Origin of the sequence: Bauldia sp., from assembly GCA_037200845.1 — a bacterium.
Classification (GTDB): Bacteria; Pseudomonadota; Alphaproteobacteria; order Rhizobiales; family Kaistiaceae; genus DASZQY01.
Genome location: JBBCGQ010000001.1, coordinates 1 through 18,214, shown reverse-complemented (window position 1 = coordinate 18,214; position 18,214 = coordinate 1). Strand labels below are relative to the sequence as shown.

12 protein-coding genes are annotated in these 18,214 nt (G+C 68.2%); 10 read left to right on the top strand and 2 right to left on the bottom strand.

What is annotated here, in order from left to right:
* Positions 1 to 95 precede the first annotated feature (95 nt).
* Entirely contained in the window at positions 96 to 1,754 is a 1,659-nt protein-coding gene (gene betA, locus WDM94_00060; GenBank protein MEJ0011020.1) for a choline dehydrogenase, read from the top strand.
* Positions 1,755 to 1,762: 8 nt separating this feature from the next.
* On the opposite strand, the gene WDM94_00055 is transcribed toward betA, so the two are convergent.
* Positions 1,763 to 3,052, bottom strand: a complete 1,290-nt coding sequence (locus tag WDM94_00055) for an EAL domain-containing response regulator (GenBank protein ID MEJ0011019.1) — start codon at positions 3,050 to 3,052, stop codon at positions 1,763 to 1,765.
* Between the two features lie 351 nt (positions 3,053 to 3,403).
* Between WDM94_00055 and WDM94_00050 the strand changes: the two genes are divergently transcribed.
* From WDM94_00050 to WDM94_00010, 9 genes are read left to right on the top strand one after another with little or no spacing between them, the layout of a single operon-like run.
* Positions 3,404 to 3,859, top strand: a complete 456-nt coding sequence (locus WDM94_00050) for a chemotaxis protein CheW (GenBank protein MEJ0011018.1) — start codon at positions 3,404 to 3,406, stop codon at positions 3,857 to 3,859.
* Positions 3,856 to 5,364 (top strand): CheR family methyltransferase, encoded by a 1,509-nt coding sequence (locus WDM94_00045; protein ID MEJ0011017.1) that lies wholly within the window; start codon positions 3,856 to 3,858, stop codon positions 5,362 to 5,364. The genes WDM94_00050 and WDM94_00045 overlap by 4 nt, the downstream gene beginning before the upstream one ends.
* Complete coding sequence (locus tag WDM94_00040; GenBank protein ID MEJ0011016.1) at positions 5,346 to 5,891, top strand: chemotaxis protein CheW; 546 nt, start codon at positions 5,346 to 5,348, stop codon at positions 5,889 to 5,891. Before WDM94_00045 ends, WDM94_00040 begins: the two co-directional genes overlap by 19 nt.
* Before the next feature lie 5 nt (positions 5,892 to 5,896).
* On the top strand, positions 5,897 to 7,369 hold the full coding sequence (locus tag WDM94_00035) for a methyl-accepting chemotaxis protein (protein MEJ0011015.1): 1,473 nt from the start codon (positions 5,897 to 5,899) through the stop codon (positions 7,367 to 7,369).
* Between the two features lie 13 nt (positions 7,370 to 7,382).
* Positions 7,383 to 9,419, top strand: a complete 2,037-nt coding sequence (locus WDM94_00030) for a response regulator (GenBank protein ID MEJ0011014.1) — start codon at positions 7,383 to 7,385, stop codon at positions 9,417 to 9,419.
* Positions 9,416 to 10,483: a chemotaxis-specific protein-glutamate methyltransferase CheB gene (cheB, locus tag WDM94_00025; GenBank protein ID MEJ0011013.1), complete on the top strand. Its 1,068-nt coding sequence runs from the start codon at positions 9,416 to 9,418 to the stop codon at positions 10,481 to 10,483. The genes WDM94_00030 and cheB overlap by 4 nt, the downstream gene beginning before the upstream one ends.
* Positions 10,480 to 12,438 carry a response regulator gene (locus WDM94_00020; GenBank protein MEJ0011012.1) on the top strand — a complete coding sequence of 653 codons (1,959 nt, stop codon included), beginning with the start codon at positions 10,480 to 10,482 and terminating at the stop codon, positions 12,436 to 12,438. The genes cheB and WDM94_00020 overlap by 4 nt, the downstream gene beginning before the upstream one ends.
* A 9-nt stretch (positions 12,439 to 12,447) precedes the next feature.
* Positions 12,448 to 12,879 (top strand): response regulator, encoded by a 432-nt coding sequence (locus WDM94_00015; GenBank protein MEJ0011011.1) that lies wholly within the window; start codon positions 12,448 to 12,450, stop codon positions 12,877 to 12,879.
* A 4-nt stretch (positions 12,880 to 12,883) separates the two neighbouring features.
* Positions 12,884 to 14,782 (top strand): response regulator, encoded by a 1,899-nt coding sequence (locus WDM94_00010; protein MEJ0011010.1) that lies wholly within the window; start codon positions 12,884 to 12,886, stop codon positions 14,780 to 14,782.
* 3 nt (positions 14,783 to 14,785) lie between these two features.
* Here the strand turns inward: WDM94_00010 and WDM94_00005 are convergent.
* A partial coding sequence (locus WDM94_00005) for an acyl-[ACP]--phospholipid O-acyltransferase (protein ID MEJ0011009.1) occupies positions 14,786 to 18,214 on the bottom strand: 3,429 nt, incomplete at its 5' end.

The window sequence follows — 18,214 nt, the reverse complement described above, 5'->3', positions numbered from 1 at the left end:
GTAAACGGGGGAGCACCCGCGGCCGCATCCGGCAGGTCCTCCCCGGCAAAGCGGGGGAGGGGGACCATGCGAAGCATGGTGGAGGGGGCGCACCGGTGAGCGAAGCCTACGACTACATCATCGTCGGCGCCGGCTCGGCCGGCTGTGTGCTCGCGGCGCGGCTCAGCGAAGACCCGAAGAACCGCGTGCTGCTGCTGGAATACGGCGGCTCGGACCGCTCCGTGTTCATCCAGATGCCGAGCGCGCTCAATATTCCCTTGAACAGCGCCCGCTACAACTGGGGCTACCAGAGCGAGCCGGAGAAGAATCTCGACGACCGGCGGATCAATGCGCCGCGCGGCAAGGCGCTAGGCGGTTCGTCGTCGATCAACGGCCTCGTCTATGTGCGCGGCAATGCGCTCGATTTCGAGCACTGGGAAGAGATGGGCGCGCGCGGGTGGGCCTACCGCTATGTGCTGCCGTATTTCCGGCGCGCCGAAACTTTCCTCGGCGGCGCTGACGATTATCGCGGCGGCGACGGGCCGCTCGCGACGCGCACCGGGCGGCTGGCGAACCCGCTCTATCGCGCCTTCGTCACCGCGGCGGAGCAGGCCGGATACGGCGTGTCGCCGGATCTCAACGGCTACCAGCAGGAGGGATTCGGCAGCCTCGACATGACCGTCAACGGCGGCGTGCGGTCGAGCGCGTCGAACGCATATCTCAGGCCGGCGATGAAGCGCGGGAACCTCCGCGTGCTGACCGGTGCGCTCGCCGAGGCGATCGTCTTCGAGGGCAAGCGCACGACCGGGGTGCGCTATCTGCGGCGCGGCCAGAGCGAGGTCGCGACCGCGACGCGCGAGGTGATCGTGGCGGCGGGAGCGATCAACACGCCACAACTGCTCAAGCTGTCGGGCGTCGGGCCGGCGGCGGAACTGAAGGCGCAGGGCATCGCGGTCAATCACGCGCTGCCAGGCGTCGGCGAGAATCTGCAGGATCATCTGGAGTTCTATTTCCAGGTCGCGTCGAAGCAGCCGATCACGCTCTATTCGTCGATGGGTCTCGTCCCGCGCGGTCTCATCGGCCTGCGCTGGCTCCTGTTCCGCGACGGACTCGGCGCGACCAATCATTTCGAGACCGGCGGCTTCATCCGCAGCCGCGCCGGCGTCCGCTATCCGGACATCCAGTTTCATTTCGTGCCGCTCGCGATGTCGTACGACGGCAAGAAGCTCGCCACCGAGCACGGCTACCAGGTGCACGCCGGGCCGATGCGCTCGAAGAGCCGCGGCTACGTGCGGCTGAGATCGGCGGATGCGCGCGAGGCGCCGCGCATCGTGTTCAACTACATGAGCCACCCCGACGACTGGACGGAGATGCGCGCCTGCGTGCGGCTGACGCGCGAGATTCTTTCGCAGACGGCGTTCGACCCGTATCGCGCGCGCGAGATCCAGCCCGGCGCCGACGTCACCTCGGACGCGATGATCGATGCGTTCGTGCGCTCGAAGGCGGAAAGCGCGTACCATCCGTCGGGCACGTGCCGGATGGGGCGGGCGGACGATCCGATGGCGGTGGTCGATCCGGAGACGCGCGTCATCGGCCTGTCGGGCCTACGCGTCGTCGATGCCTCGATCATGCCGCAGATCACCAACGGCAACCTCAACGCGCCGACGATCATGCTCGCCGAGAAGGCCGCCGACATGATCCTCGGCAAGCCGGCGCTGGCGCCTTCCAATGCGCCTTACTACGTCGCTGACAATTGGGAAACCGCGCAGCGCTAGTCGCGCGACTACGCCCTCAGGCGCGGTTTTCCGGCGGCATCCGAGCGCTCGTCGCCGGCTACGTTGAAGCCGCCGGTTTCGCCGGCCATCAGGCGCGTCATCAGGAATTCCTTCGGCATCGGGTGGGCGAACAGGTAGCCCTGGCCGACGTCGCAGCCGGTGCGGCGGATGACGGCGAGGTCGCTCGCCTTCTCGATGCCCTCGGCGACGGCGACGCCGCCGAAGCGGTGCGCCAGTTCGACGACCGTGCGGCATAGCGCGGCGTTGGTCGGGTCGGCGCCGCAGTTCTGGACGAAGCTCTGGTCGAGCTTCAGCTCGGCGAACGGCAACTCCTTCAGCCGGGCGAGCGAGGAGTAGCCGAGGCCGAAATCGTCGATGGCGAGCGCGATGCGGTAGATGCGAAGCTGGGTCGCGATCTCGTGGACGGTCGGGATGTCGCGGATGACCTGATCCTCGGTGACCTCGAGGATGATGCCCGACCAGTCGTCGCCGCGCGGGCGGCATTCACGCACGATCGCCGGGATGGGCAGCGCCATCAGCGCCTCGACCGGCACGTTGATGGCGAAGCGGATGTCGTGGCCGACGAAGGCGAAGTCGGCAGCGTCGCGGAGCGCGGAGCGCAGCGCGAATTCGGTGAGCGCCATCAGGTCGGCGTTGCTGGCGTTGGGAATGAAGCTTCCCGGCGACAGGAGACCCAGCTCGGGATGGCGGACGCGGGCGAGGCCCTCGGCGCCGACCACGCGACCGGTCGCCAGGCTGAACTTCGGCTGGTACCAGAGCTCGACCCAGTTGCGGTCCAGCGCCTCGCCGAGCACGATCTCGGGGGCGGAGCCGCGCGCGCGGATGGTGTGGTGATTCTCCAATGCCGTGGGCTGGGCGGCCTGCTTCCGGTTGCCGCCGAGGTGCTCCTCGTCGACGACCTGCTTCACCGCGTCGATGCGGAAGGGCTTGTTGAGCGGCGGGCGCATGCGCAGGCCGTGGCGCTCGCCGACCTGGCGGACGTCGCCGAGCAGGCCGGTGTTGCTGCCGCTCATCACCTGCACGGTGCCGGTGAAGCCGGCGGCGGAAAGGGTGCGGATCGCGTCGATGGCGTCGGAGTCGCCCAGCGATATGTCGAGGAAGATGACGCTCGGCATCGTGCGCTTCAGCCCGTCGGCGAGCGCGGGGACGTTTGCGAACTGCTCCGCCGTCACTCCGAAATCGGCGAGGGCGCGCGCGATGAAACGGGCGACCGCGGGATTATCTTCGACAATGAAACATTCCGCGGTGGGCACTGCCGCGGCCGCGTCGCTAGCCATAGGTCTGCCGATGTTCAGCCGTCGCCATTTTTCGCTCGCCCAAGTCTTGCCACGGTAGACCTTAATCGGGCGTTGATTTCCCGCTGCAATTGCATGGGGTTAGCGAAGTCTTCCGCCCTTCGTGCGCGATTGACGGCTCGTAAACCTTATCTTTTACGCGATTTTGCAACGAAAGCGCGGCGCGCCTCCGTACAACCCCCGTCTGGCGGGCGGGCAGGATCGGTATCACCATTGCGTGAGGGCGATTCGCGGGGCGGCTGGAGTAACGGGCGGTCAAGGTCTGCACCCTAGCAATTGCCGATGCGCGGGCTACGTCGCCACCGGCGCCGCCACCGAAGAGGGGAGACCGACGTGGACTTCGCATCCAGCCAGACTCTCATCTGCAGCGTCGGCGGCCTGCTGTGCTCGCTGCCGGTCGCCGGCGTGGTCGAGACGTTTCGCCCGCTGCCGGTCGAGCGGGTCGCGGGCGCGCCGGAATTCATGCTCGGCCTGGCGATGGTGCGCGGCGAGCCGGTGCCGGTCGTCGATCTGTCGCGCCTGCTCAACGGCCACGCCGGCAATCCGACGCGCTTCGTGCTGGTCAAGGCGGACGAGCGGCGCGTGGTGCTGGCGGTCGACGGCGTCGTCGGCATCCGTGCCATCGAGGCCGAGCAGATGCGGAGCATGCCGCCGCTGCTGCGCGATGCCGACACCGGCGTCGTGTCGGCGGTCGGCACGCTCGACAGCGCGCTCTTCCTGATGCTGCAGGCGGCGCACATAGTGCCGGAAGATTTCTTCGATGAAGCGGCGCGGAGGCTGGCGTCGTGATCGGCCAGCCCGATCCGCAGTCGGTCGATCGGTTCCGGGACGCGATCGTGCGTCGTCTTGGCCTCTATTTCGACGAGGCGAAGCTCGGGTTTCTCGGCGAGGTGCTGCAGCGGCGCGTCGAAGCGACGGAGCTGCCGCTGGAACCCTATCTCGCCGGGCTGGAGAATCATCCCGGCAAGGGCGAGCTCGGGCGCCTTGCCGAGGCGCTGACCGTCGGCGAGACGTACTTCTTCCGCAACAACGACCAGTTTCGCGCCTTTGCCGAGGTCGTGGTGCCGGAGCGCATGCGCGCCAATGCATCGAGCCGGCGCCTGCGCTTCCTTTCGGCCGGCTGCGCCTCGGGCGAAGAGGCCTACACGCTGGCAATCATTATGCGCACCATCGTCGCCGACCCGTCGTGGCAGGTGACGATCCGCGCCGTCGATGCCAACCCGGCGTCGCTGAAGAAGGCGCTTGCGGCGCGCTATTCGCCGTGGGCGCTGCGCGAGACGCCGGCCGATATCCAGCAGCGCTGGTTCCGCAACGGCGGGCGCGACGCCCTCCTCGACGAGACGATCCGCACCGCGGTGACCTTCGAGGAACGCAACCTTGCCGTCGAAGATCCGGAGCTGTGGCAGACGGAGACCTACGACGCCGTCTTCTGCCGCAACGTGCTCATGTATTTCACGCCGGACGGCATGCGGGCGGCGATAGCGCGCATCTCGCGCTCGCTGGTGCGCGGCGGCTACCTGTTCCTCGGCCACGCCGAAACGATGCGCGGCATCTCGGGCGATTTCCATCTCCGGCACAGCCACGACACCTTTTACTACCAGCGGCGCGAGCGCGGCGACGACGATGCCGTCGACGTCGACATCTCATCGCTGCCGCTGGCGACGCCCGCCTTCGCGCCACCGCTGGTGATGGACGATAACTGGGTCGGCGCCATCGGCAGGGCGACCGACCGCGTGACGGCGCTGAGCCTCAGGTCGATTCCGGCGCCGGAAGCGGCGAAGCCGGCGCCGACGTGGAATCTCGGCCTAGCGCTCGACCTGCTGCAGCGGGAACGATTTGCCGACGCACTCAGCCTCATCGGGCAGTTGCCGCCGGCCTCCGACAACGATCCGGACGTGCTGCTGCTGCAGGCCGTGCTGCTGGCGCACAGCGGCCAGCCGCGGCAGGCGGCGGAGACGGCACTGCAGCTTCTCGCTCTCGATGAAATGAACGCCGGCGCAAACTACGTCATGGCGCTGTGTTTCGAGGATGGCGGCGACCGGATTACTGCAGCGAATCACTATCAGGTCGCGATATACCTCGATCCGACTTTCGCGATGCCGCGATTGCACCTGGGAATTCTTCTGCGGCGGGCCGGCGACCTGGCAAAGGCCCGGCACGAATTGAAGGAAGCCCTGGTCCTGCTCCAGCGCGAGGACCCTTCGCGCCTGTTGCTGTTCGGTAGCGGCTTCACCCGCGATGCGTTGATCACTCTCTGTCAATCGGAGCTCGAGCGTTGCGCGGTCAGGCAGTAGACGGTGCCGATCCCGGCGGTACGCGCGCGGCAGCGCTGCGTGCCGCATTCGATCGCGCGTTTGCGGAGCCGCCGGCGCCAGAACGCGGGGCGCCGCTCGACTTTCTCTCGGTCCGGCTCGGCGGCGATCCGTTCGCCATTCGCCTGACCGACACGGCCGGGCTGTTCGCCGACCGCAAGATCACGCCGGTGCCGACGACGGTCGCGGAGTTCCGCGGCGTCTCCGGATTTCGCGGCGTGCTGGTTCCCGTCTACGACCTCGGCGCGCTGCTGGGCTACGCGCCGCTGCAGTCCGGGCGCTGGCTGGTGCTTGCCGCCGGCGGTGCGCTGGCCTTCGTTTTCGACGCGTTCGAGGGCCACATCCGCGTTCCGCCGGAAGGCGTCAGCGCGCGGCGCGACAGCGGCTCGGCGCATGGGGTCCACGAGATTGCCCGCCTGGGCGATCGCGCCTGGCCGGTCATCGATATTCCTGCGGCGGTCGAAGCGATCCGCGCGCGGCTTCCCCGTTCCAACGCAAGCAAGGAGTGAGCGCCATGTTCAGAACCTGGACATTCGGCCGGAAGGTTACCGTCGGGTTCGCGTTGATGGTCGTCTTCACGGTCATCATCAGCGTCATCGCGATGGCCGCGCTGCAGAAGGTGATCGCCAGCAAGGATCAGGTGATCAACGTCGACGGACCGCTGATGGTGCGCGCGACGCAGTTGCAGACGGTGCGCCAGCAGCTCACCTCCAACCTGCGCAACTTCCTGCTGTCGGGCGTCGAGGATGACCTGACGGCGCTCACCGACTCGCGCAAGGCATTCGGCGACACGCTGACGGCGCTGCGTGAAGACGCCACCAGCAGCGAAGGCGTCGCGCTGGTCGACGCCATGCAGAAGACGTTTGCAACGCACACGGCCGCTGTCGACGACATCATCAAGCTGCGTCGCAACGGCACGTCGATCGAGGATTCGCTCGCTGCCTACAAAGACCAGGTGACGCCAGCCGGCACGGCGCTGTCGACGGCACTGACCGACTACCTCACCAAGCGGCAGGACAGCCTGCTCGCCTCACAGCAGGCCTCGACGCGGGTCGGGCAGGAAGCCGAGATCCAGATAGCGGCCGTCGGCGGCGCTGCCGTGCTCTTCGCCCTCATCGTGGCATTCATGCTGGTGCGAAACCTCAATCGCCAGATCGGGTCCGCGGTCGGGCATGTGCAGAGCTCGTCGGCGGAACTCCAGTCGGCGGCGAACCAGCAGGCGAGCGGCATGAAAGAGCAGACGATCTCGATGAACGAGATCGCCACGACGATCAGCGAGCTGCTGGCGACGTCGCGGCAGATCGCCGAAAGCTCGCAGCGCGTCGCCAAGATAGCCGAGGAGACGACGACCGCGGCGCGGTCCGGCGACGGCACGGTCGAGCGCGCCAACGAGTCGATCATCGGGATCAAGCGGCAGGTCGATCAGATCGTCAGCCACATGCTGGAACTCGGCAAGAAGTCGCAGCAGATAGGAGCCGTGCTCGACATCGTCACCGAGCTCGCCGAGCAGACCAACATCCTGTCGATCAACGCGACGATCGAGGCGGTGGGGGCCGGCGAAACCGGCCGCCGCTTCGCCATCGTCGCCGACGAAATCCGCAAGCTGGCGGATCGCGTCGCCGGATCGGCGAAGGAAATCCGCAGTCTGATCGACGACGTGCGCTCGTCGGTCAACACGACGGTGATGGCGACCGAGACCGGCTCGAAGGCGGTCGATGCCGGCTCGAAGCAGTTCGGCGACGTCGCCTCGGCGTTCCGGGCGATCGCCAGCCTCGTCTCGACGACGACCGAAGCGGCGCGCGAGATCGAGCTGTCGACCAAGCAGCAGACCACTGCCGTCGAGCAGGTCAACATGGCGATCGCCAACGTGACGCAGGCGGCGCGCGAGACGGAAGCCAGCACCAGCCAGACGCTGGAGACGGCGTCGTTGCTCGCCGTCACCTCGAGCGACCTGCTCAAGCTGGTGCAGGCGCAGCAGGCCGCCTGAGGATCGACGGCAGATGGCCCAGGACCCCTTCAAGTACTTCCGCGTGGAAGCGCACGAGCTGGTCGACCAGCTCGGCAAGGGCGTCCTCGAGCTCGAGCGCGGCGGCCCCGGCGTGCTGCCCAAGCTGCTGCGCCTCGCCCATACGCTGAAGGGCGCCGCGCGCGTCGTGCGCCGTCCGGACATCGCCGAGTATGCGCACGCCATCGAGGACGAACTGGCGCCATACCGGGAAACGTCCGACGTGATGCCGCGTCCGGCGATCGACTCGGTGCTGAGCTTGATCGACCGGATCGCAGCGGGTCTGGCGACGCTCGGCCGCGACGAGACGGCAGAAGCGGCGGCGGTCTCGCCGGCGGCGACGGGCGGCGATGCGTTGCCGATGGAGGATGCTTTCCGGACCGTATGGGCGGAGGTCGGCGATCTCGACGTGCTGATCGAGGGCGTCACCGAGACACACGCGCAGCTCAGCGCCTTTCGCACGGCGACCGAGTCGATGTCAGGCGCGCGGGCGCTCGCCGAGCAGCTTGTCGATCAACTGGCGCTGAAGCGCGACCGGGCGCGCGGCGACAAGTCTCTCGCCATCGCCGAGGACCTGCGCACCATGCTGCGCGGCCTCGACCGCGGCCTCGCCTCGGCGCAGGAGCGCATGGAGCGCGAGCTGCAGCAGGTGCACGACACCGCCGAGCAGCTCCGGCTGGTTCCGGCCGGCGCGCTGCTGGCGTTTCTCGAGCGGGCGGCGCGCGATGCGGCGCATGCGGTCGGCAAGCTGGTCAAGTTCCAGAGCAAGGGCGGCGAGGTGCGGCTCGATTCGCACGTGCTGCGCGTCATGCACGAGGCGCTGCTGCAGATCGTGCGCAACGCGGTGGCGCACGGCATCGAAAGCGAAACCGACCGGCGCGTCGCCGGCAAGCCGCAATCCGGCCAGGTGACCGTCGAGGTGATACGGCGCGGGCGGCGCGTGGTTTTCCGCTGCCAGGACGACGGCCGCGGCATCGACATCGAGGCGGTGCGGCGGGGAGCGCTGGCGCGCGGCACCCGCGCGGCGGACATGAATGCGACCGAGATCGTCAACCTGATGCTGGATGGCGGCATCAGCACGTCGGCGAACCTCACCGAAGTTTCCGGACGCGGCGTCGGCATGGATGTGGTGCGCGCCGCGGTCGCGCGCCTCGGGGGCAAGGTGACCGCCGAGACGACGCCCGGCAAGGGCACGACGTTCGAGCTGACGGTGCCGCTGACGCTCGCCGCCACCGAGGCGCTGCTCATCGATTCCGGCGGCGTCATCGTCGCCATTCCGTTCGACGCGGTGAAGCATGTCCTGCACACGTCGGGGCAGGAGATCTATCGCACGGCGCGCGGCTACGAGCTGGTCTTCGACGGCAACGCCATGCCGTTCGTGCCGCTGGCACGGATGCTCAACGGCAACGCGCAGGCGGCCGGCGGCGGCTCGGCGGTCATTGTCGCGGGCGCCGGCCGCATGGCCGCGATCGGCGTCGAGCGGCTGCGCGGCACCGCCAACATCGTCTTCCGTTCGCTGCCGGAATTCACGCCGGCAATGGCGGTCGTCGCCGGCGCCTCGCTCGATGCCGACGGCAATCCGCAGCTCGTGCTCGACCCGGACAATCTGGTCGCCGAGGCGGACAAATACGGCTCAATGGTGAGCACGGCGCGGAAGCGGCCGCGGCCGGTTCTCATCATCGACGATTCCTTAACCACGCGGATGCTCGAGCAGAGCATTCTGGAGTCCGCCGGCTATGAGGTGGACCTCGCGACCTCGGCCGAGGAGGGCCTCGAGATCGCGCGCAGGAAACAATACTCGCTGTTCCTGGTTGATGTTGAAATGCCCGGCATGGACGGGTTCTCGTTCATCCAGACAATCCGCGCCGATGCCGAGTTGCGCGATATACCGGCGATCCTCGTGACGTCGCGCAACGAACCGGAAGACTTGCGCCGCGGCAAAGACGTCGGAGCGCAGGACTACGTCGTGAAAAGCGAATTCAACCAGGCCAATCTTCTTGGCCGCATCCGCGAACTGGTGGCCCAGGCATGACCGCGCGCACGCGTGTCCTCGTTGTGGAAGACTCGACGACGGTGCGGGCGCGCCTGCTGGAGGTGCTCGCCTCCGATCCGGCGATCGAGGTCATCGGCGAGGCGGCGGACGGCAAGCAGGCGATCGAGCTGTGCAAGCTGCTGCGGCCCGACGTCGTGACCATGGACATGATGCTGCCGGAGATGAGCGGACTGTCGGCGACCGAATACATCATGGCCTATTGCCCGACGCCGATCCTGATCGTGTCGTCGTCGGTCAATCGCGGCGAACTGTTCAAGACGTACGAGGCGCTGAGCGCGGGGGCGCTCGACGTGCTCGAGAAGCCGAGCGGCGAGGAGCCGCCGGGCGTCTGGGAGCGCACGTTCCTCTCGACGGTGAAGCTGATCGCGCGCATCCGCGTCATCACCCATCCGCGCGGACGGCTGGCGCCCGGGCGGCCGATGCCGATGCGCGTCGCGCCGCCGCCGGCGACCGACGTCATGGCCGGCTGCCGCGCCATCGCGATTGGCGCTTCGACCGGCGGGCCGGGTGCGATCGTCGATATCCTGCGCAGCTTGCCGTCGGAGTTCGACCTGCCGATCCTGTTCGTGCTGCATATCAACGTGATGTTCGGCGCGGCATTCGCGGAGTGGCTCGACGGGCAGTCGACGCATCGCGTCGCCTACGCCAAGGACGGCGAATCGTTCGCCTCCACCATCGGGCGTGTCGTGATGGCGCCGCCGGATTCGCATCTGGTCGTGCGCGACGGGCGGCTGCGCATCACGCACGATCCGGAGCGGCATTCGTGCCGTCCGTCGGTCGACGTGCTGTTCGAGTCGGTGGCGGCGGAGTTCGGTCCTTCGGCGGCGGGCATCCTGCTCACCGGCATGGGCCGCGACGGCGCGTCCGGGCTGCTCGAGATGCGGCGGGCGGGAGCGTTCACCGTGGCGCAGGACCAGGCGACGTCGGTGGTCTACGGGATGCCGCAGCAGGCGGCGCTGCTCAACGCCGCGGTGCGCATCGTGCCGTTGCCCGAGGTCGGGCCGCTGATGACGTCGCTGTGGCGGCGGCAGGTCGCGGCATGATCGACAACACGATCCTCATCGTCGACGACAGCCTCACGGTGCGCATGGACCTGTCCGACGCGTTCACCGCGGCCGGCTTCAAGACGCTGCCGTGCGCGTCGCTCGCCGAAGCGCGCGAGGCGCTCGGGCAGAGCGCGGTGGCGCTGGCGGTGCTCGACGTGCTGCTGCCCGATGGCGACGGCGTCGATTTCCTCGCCGAGCTGCGCGCCGATCCGGCGACCGCGTCGATCCCGGTGCTGATGCTTTCGACCGAGGCCGAGGTCAAGGATCGCGTGCGCGGCCTCAAGACCGGCGCCGACGAATATGTCGGCAAGCCGTACGACGACAAATACGTGGTCGCCAAGGCGCGCGAGCTGCTGCGGGCGAAGGTCGCCTCGACCGGCGACCGGCAGACGGTGCTGGTGGTCGACGACAGCATCACCTACCGCGAGACGCTGCGCGATGCGCTGGAAGCCGACGGCTACTTCGTGCTGACGGCGGGCAGTGGCGAGGAGGGGCTGGCGATGCTTACCTCGCGCCGGCCCGATGCGATCGTGGTCGATGGTGTGCTGCCGGAGATGGACGGCGCGACGCTCATCCGCCGGGTGCGGCTCGATGCGGCGCTCCGCGGCCTTCCGTGCCTGCTGCTCACCGCCTCGCAGGAGCGCGGCGTCGAGCTACGCGCGCTCGAAGCCGGCGCCGACGCCTTCGTGCAGAAGGACGAGGATGTTTCGGTCGTGCTCGCCAAGCTCAAGGCGGCGATGCGCGGCGCCGCCAGCATGCCGAGGCCGATCGAGGAACTCGCGACCCTGCTCGGGCCGCACAAGATTCTGGCGGTCGATGACAGCGCGACGTACCTCAACGAGCTGGCCGAGGCGCTGCGCGGCGAGGGCTACGACGTGGTGCCGGCGCGGTCGGGCGAAGAGGCGCTGGAGCTTCTGGCGGTGCAGTCGGTCGGCTGCATCTTGCTCGATTTAATCATGCCGGGGCTTGGCGGCACGGAAACATGCCGGCGGATCAAGAGCGCGCCGATCGTGCGCGACATTCCGCTGATCATGCTGACCGCGATGGAAGATCGCCAGGCGATGCTCGACGGATTCAGCGCGGGCGCCGACGATTACATTTCGAAGTCGAGCGAATTCGACGTGCTCAAGGCACGCGTGCGCGTGCAGATCAGGCGCAAGCAGTTCGAGGACGAGAACCGCCGCATCCGCGAGGAGCTGCTGACCAAGGAACTGGAAGCCGCGGATGCGCGCGCCGCCCGCGAGTTGGCCGAGACGCGGGCCGAGCTGGTGGGCGAACTGGAACGCAAGAACAAGGAGCTCGAGGCGTTCTCTTATTCCGTCTCGCACGATCTTCGGACGCCGCTCCGCGCTATCGACGGATTCAGCCAGGCGCTGCTGGAGGACTATCCCGATAAGCTCGACGCGACGGGCCAGAATTATCTCAAGCGCATCCGCAGCGGTGCGCAGCGCATGGGCGAACTGATCGACGACATGCTGCAGCTTTCGCAGGTGAGCCGGGCCGAGATCCATGCCCAACCGCTCGACCTGTCGGCGTTGGCGCGCGAGATCGCGGCGGGCTTGAGCGCCGGCGGGCGCAAGGTTGAGGTGCGCATCGAAGAAGGGCTGGTAGCCAAGGCCGACCGGCAGCTCATGAAGATCGTGATGGAGAATCTTCTCGGCAACGCCTGGAAATTCACCGGCAAGGCGGACAATCCGGCGGTCGAGATCGGCGCGACGGACGCGCCGGAGGGCACCGCGTTCTACATCCGCGACAACGGCGCCGGCTTCGACATGGCGCTTGCGGACAAGATGTTCCAACCCTTCCGCCGCCTGCATTCCGAGGCCGAATTTCCCGGCACCGGAGTCGGGCTTGCCACCATTCACCGCGTGATCGACCGCCACGGCGGGCGCATCTGGGCGGAAGGCAAGGTCGGGGCGGGCGCAACGTTCTACTTCACACTGGCGGCATAGGAGCGGACGATGGCCGAACGCACGATCCTGCTCGTGGAAGACAACGCCGACGACGAGGCGCTGACGCTGCGCGCCTTCGCCAAAAACAAGATCACCAACCCGGTGATCGTGGCACGCGACGGCGTCGAGGCGCTGGATTACGTGCACGGCACCGGCGCGCACGCCGGGCGCGACGTTACCGAACGTCCGGCGGTCGTGCTGCTCGACCTGAAGCTGCCCAAGCTCGACGGCATCGAGGTGCTGAAGCGCATCCGCGCCGACGAGCGCACGCGCCTGCTGCCGGTCGTGATCCTGACCTCGTCGAAGGAGGAGCAGGACATCATCGACGGCTACCGCTTCGGCTGCAATTCATACGTCCGCAAGCCGGTGGATTTCGACCAGTTCCTCGAAGCGGCGCGCCAGCTCGGCCTCTACTGGCTGCTTCTCAACGAACCGCCGTAGCCAAATGACAGAATCGCAAAAGCTCGACCTGCTGCTGGTCGAGGATACGGACAGCGATGCCGAGCTCCTGCTGCGCCAGTTGAAGCAGGGCGGGTTCGACGTCGAGCATCACCGTGTCGATAGCGCCGAGGGTGTCGAGGCGGCGATTGCGGCGAAGCCGTGGGACATCGTCATCTCGGACTACAACATGCCGGGTTTCACCGGCGTCGATGCGCTGAAGATCGTGCGCGCGCACGACAGCGAGACGCCATTCATCTTCGTCTCCGGCACGATGGGCGAGGACACGGCGGTCGCGGCGCTACGCGCCGGGGCGCAGGATTACCTGATCAAGGGAAAGACGGCGCGGCTGCCGTCGGCGATCGAACGCGAGCTTCGCGAGGCGCGCGAGCGCCGCGCCATGCGCATCGTCGAGAACCGGCTGCGGCAACTGTCGCGGGCGGTCGAGCAATCGGCGAATTTCGTGCTCATCACCGACGTCGATGGGCAGATCGAATACGTCAACCCGGGCTTCGAGAAGGCGACCGGGTATACCAACGCCGAGCTCGAGGGCCGCCAGCCGTTCTTCTGGAAACTGGCGCCGGCGCTTGGCGAGGAGGTGTGGGCGACGGCGCGCTCGGGCCTCAACTGGCGCGGCGAGTTCGACAACATCCGCAAGGACGGCACGACGCTGGCGGTCTCGGTGACGGTTTCGCCGGTCACCGACGAGGCCGGCAAGATCAGCCACATCATCGCCATCGAGGAAGACATAAGCCGCCGGCGCGAGATCGAGGCGCAGCTTCGTCAGGCGCAGAAGATGGAGGCCGTCGGCAATCTCACCGGCGGCATGGCGCACGACTTCAATAACCTGCTGGCGGTGGTTATCGGCAACCTCGACCTGCTGGTCGGGCGGCGCAAGGACGACGCCGACGTGCAGGATCTCGCCGCCGAGGCGCTGGAGGCGGCGGTGCACGGCGCCGACCTCACCAAGCGGCTGCTCGCCTTCGCCCGGCGCCAGCCGTTGCAGCCGGAGGAGGTCGACCTCAACGATCTGATCGGCAACACGACGAAGCTGCTGCGCCGGCTGCTGGGCAATAACGTCGAGATCGCGCTGGATCTCGACCCGGCGCCGTGGCCGGTGGTGGTCGATCCCTCGCAGCTTGCCTCGAGCATCACCAATCTCGCCACCAATGCGCGCGACGCGATGCCGAAGGGCGGCCGCCTGACGGTCGCGACCCGCAACACCGTGCTCGACACCGACTACGTGCTGGCGCATCCCGAAGTGAAGGTCGGCGAGTACACCGAGATCAGCGTCACCGACACCGGCTCGGGCATGCCGCCCGAGGTCATCGCCCGCATCTTCGAGCCGTTTTTCACGACCAAGGAAATGGGCAAGGGCACCGGCCTTGGCCTGTCGATGGTCTACGGTTTCATGAACCAGTCCGGCGGACACATCGGGCTCGACAGCATACCGGGCCGCGGCACGACGTTCCGCCTGTTCCTGCCGCGGGCGGAGGCGGCGATGCCGCTGCGGGCCGAGGCCGACGCCGACCCGAAGGATCTGCGCGGCAACGGGCAGACGGTGCTGGTGGTCGAGGACGTCGGGCTGCTGCGGCGGGTCGTGGTCAAGCAGCTCACCGAGCTCGGCTATCGCGCGATCGAGGCGGAGACCATCGGCGCGGCGCTCGCCGCGCTGGAGCGGCAGCCGATCGATATTCTGTTCACCGACGTGGTTGTCGGCGAGGGGCCGACCGGGTTCGACCTCGCCCGCGTCGTCGCCAACCGCTGGCCGATGATCCGCACCGTCTTCACGTCCGGCTTCCCGCAGGCGAAGCTGAACGCCGGCTCGGGCCCGCCGCCGGGCGCGCGCATCCTCAACAAGCCGTACCGCAAGGACGACCTCGCGCGGGCGATCGCGGAGGCCTGAGCCTCAGCCGGCCTGCATCGCGGCGCCCTGGCCCGTGCCCATCAGGATCGCCGCGACCATGCGCGCGATGGCCGGGTGATCGACCTTGCCGGTGCCGAGCAGCGGCAGCTCGCGGGCCACGATGACGTCGGACGGCACCATCAGCTCCGAGGCGCCGCGCTGGCGGGCGTAGGCGCCGACCGCGGCGCGGCTGGCATCCGGCTTGTCGGTGACGAGCACCAGCCGCTCGCCGCGCTTGGGGTCGGGCACGGAGGTGACGGCGGACTGGTTCTCCGGCCAGAGCTCGGACACCAGCATCTCGACAGCGGCCATCGAAATCATCTCGCCGCCGACCTTGGCGAAACGCTTGGCGCGGCCGCGGATGGTGACGAATCCTTCCTCGTCGACGGCGACGATGTCGCCGGTGTCGTGCCAGCCCTCGTGCGGCGGCTCGAGCGTGCCGGGGCGCTCGCTGCGCAGATAGCCGAGCATGATGTTGGGACCGCGCACCACCAGGCGGCCGGCACCTTCGACGCCGGGGACAGGATCGAGGCGGGCCTCGATGCCGGGCAGGAAGCGGCCGACCGTGCCCTCGCGGCTGAACATCGGCGTGTTGAAGCAGAGCGCCGGCGCGGCCTCGGTGACGCCGTAGCCTTCGAGGATGCGCAGGCCGAATTTCTCCATGTAGACCTGACGGGTCGCGGCCTTCACCGGCTCGGCGCCGGCGACGATCAGGCGGATCGAGCGGAAGTCGTACGGGTTGGCCGTGCGGGCGTAGCCGGCGAGGAACGTGTCGGTGCCGAGCAGGACCGTGGCGTTCGAGGCGTAGATCAATTCGGGCACGATGCGATAGTGCAGCGGCGACGGGTAGAGGTAGGTGCGCACGCCCGAGACCAGCGGCAGGATGAGGCCGACGGTCAGCCCGAAGGAATGGAACACCGGCAGGACGTTGAAGAATTTGTCGGTGCGGCCGAACTCGATGCGCGCCGCGCCCTGGGCGGTGTTGGCGAGCATGTTGGCGTGGGAGAGGACGACGCCCTTTGGCGCGCCCTCGGAGCCCGACGTGAAAAGGATCGCCGCGGGATCGTCGGGCTTGCGCTTTACTACGGGATGGAACGGCCGCAGCAGGCCGCGCAGCTTGTCGATGATCGTGATGTCCTTCCGGACCTCCTCGAGCAGCACGACGTTGACCGAAGCGGAGAGCGCATCGACGAGCGCGCTGAGATTCGCTTTCTCGATGAAGGCGCGCGAAGTGACGATCGTCTTGACCTCGGCGGCGCGGCAGGCGGCGAGGATGTTGGTAGCGCCGGCGGTGAAGTTGATCATCGCGGGGACGCGGCCGGCCGACATGAGGCCGAGGATCGCGACGGCGGCGCCGTTGGCGTTGGGCAGCATGACGCCGATGGCGCCGCCCACCGGGGCGAGCGGCATCAGCTTGCGGCCGAGCACCGACATGGCGATCAGCAGCTTCTTGTAGGTGAGCGTGCCGGAGACCGGGTCCTCGAGCACGATGTGCTCGGGGCCGTGGCGTCGGGCGGTGGCAATCAGCGCCTCGGGCACGGTGACGCCGGTGGCGGTGGTACGGAAAACGAGATCGGACATGATCTGGTAGAGGGCGGCGCCGGCGGCGGCGCGGCGCGCCTTGCCGGTGAAGTGCGGCGACACGGTGAGCCTCACCGGCTCCAGCACCGTGACCTTCACCTTCGGCCACCAGCGGCGCTTAACCTGGCTGGCGTCGAGGCGCGTGAACGGCGTCTGCTCGAGACCGTCGATGCGGACGGGCACGATCAGGGCGCCGGATTTCTCGGCGACCAGGCCGGCGCCGTCGTAGACCTTCATCAGGCTGCCGGTGGCGGTGAGGCGGCCCTCCGGGAAGATGACCAGCGTCTTGCCGGCGCGCACTGCCTCGATCATCCGGCGCGTCGCCATCGGGTGGCGCGAGTCGAGCGGCAGGAAGCTGACGAAGGGGAGGAACGGGCGCACCCACCAGCGCCGCGCGATCCACTGGTCGATCGCGAAAACCGGATCGCGGTCGAGGATGGACATGGCGAGCGCGGCGTCGAGGAAGCTGACGTGGTTAAGCGCGATGATCGTGTTCTGGTCGGCGGTCTTGGCGAAATTTTCGATGCCCTTCACCTCGAGGCGGTAGAAGGCGCGGAAGACGATCGACAGGAGGTCGCGCACCGGGCTTGTCGGCAGGAAGCGGAAGATGACGATGCCGGCGATGAGGCAGAGCGCGCCGGTGGCGAGGAAGAGGACCGGCACCGGGATGCCGCGGCCCTGCAGCACGGCGACGCCGACGCTCGCGACGGTCATGAAGCCTGACGAAAGGACGTTGACGCCGGCGATGACGCGCGCCCGTTCGGCGGGCTTGCTCCACGCCTGCAGCGCGGAGAAGGCTGGCACGACAAACAGGCCGCCACAGACCGCGACGCCGAAGAAATCGATCGCCACGTGGATGCCCTCCGGGCTCTGGAAAAACGGCAGCGCGTCGATCGATACCGCCGGCGGCGTCACGCCGAGCGTCGAGATGCCGAGGTCGGCGAGGAAGATGGCCATGCCGATCGCGGCGATCGGCGTCGGCACGAGGATGATGCGGCCGTGCGCCAGCCAGGCGGCCAGCGCCGAGCCGACCGCCACGCCGACCGAGAAGATCAGCAGGCTGGCGATCACGACGTACTGGGTGCCGCCGAACGTGTCGGCCGCCAGCGACTGGAGCAGGGCGAGGACGACGATGCCGACCGCCCAGAACCAGGCGACCATGAGGCTCGTGCGCCAGATGGCGCTGTCCGACCACGCCTGGCGGAGCAGGCCGGCGGTGGAGGCGAAGATGTTGCGGTTGAGCGCGAGGCCGGGCGAGGCTTCGCCGGTCGCGGGAATGGCGCGGCTCGCGGCGTAGCAGAGGGCGGCGAAGCCCAGGACGACGATGGCGACCAGCACGCTGTTGCCGCTGGCGCTCGCCAGTCCGGCGAAGATCTGGCCGGCCAGTATCGCCAGGAACGTCGCGCCCTCGACCAGCGCGTTGCCGGCCGGCAGTTCCTCGCGGGCGAGGTGGTCGGGCAGGATGCCGTACTTGATCGGACCAAACAGGGCGGCAACGGTGCCGAACAGGAAGAGCGCAAAGAACAGCACCGGCACGGAGTGCAGCGTGAAGCCGGCAACGGCCGCTGCCGAGGCGGCGATCTCCGCAAGCTTCAGACGTTGGGCGATGGTCGCCTTGTCGTAGCGGTCGGCGAGTTCGCCGCCGATGCCGGAGAGGATAAAGGACGGTGCGATGAAAACCGCGCCGGCGAGGGTGACCAGCATGCCGGCGTGCGCAGGGTCGGCGGCGCCGACCCCGAAGAGCAGCAGGAAGGCGAGGGCGTTCCGCAGGAAGTTGTCGTTGAAGGCGGAGAAGAACTGCGTCCAGAAGAGTGGCGCGAACCGCCGGGTCGTCATCAGCGAGCGGAACAT

Bases quoted from the DNA above. Each gene is read 5' to 3' on its own strand.
- WDM94_00055 (MEJ0011019.1), bottom strand. From the start codon at position 3,052: ATGGCTAGCGACGCGGCCGCGGCAGTGCCCACCGCGGAATGTTTCATT.
- WDM94_00035 (MEJ0011015.1), top strand. From the start codon at position 5,897: ATGTTCAGAACCTGGACATTCGGCCGGAAGGTTACCGTCGGGTTCGCG.
- WDM94_00030 (MEJ0011014.1), top strand. From the start codon at position 7,383: ATGGCCCAGGACCCCTTCAAGTACTTCCGCGTGGAAGCGCACGAGCTG.
- cheB (MEJ0011013.1), top strand. From the start codon at position 9,416: ATGACCGCGCGCACGCGTGTCCTCGTTGTGGAAGACTCGACGACGGTG.
- WDM94_00020 (MEJ0011012.1), top strand. From the start codon at position 10,480: ATGATCGACAACACGATCCTCATCGTCGACGACAGCCTCACGGTGCGC.
- WDM94_00015 (MEJ0011011.1), top strand. From the start codon at position 12,448: ATGGCCGAACGCACGATCCTGCTCGTGGAAGACAACGCCGACGACGAG.
- WDM94_00010 (MEJ0011010.1), top strand. From the start codon at position 12,884: ATGACAGAATCGCAAAAGCTCGACCTGCTGCTGGTCGAGGATACGGAC.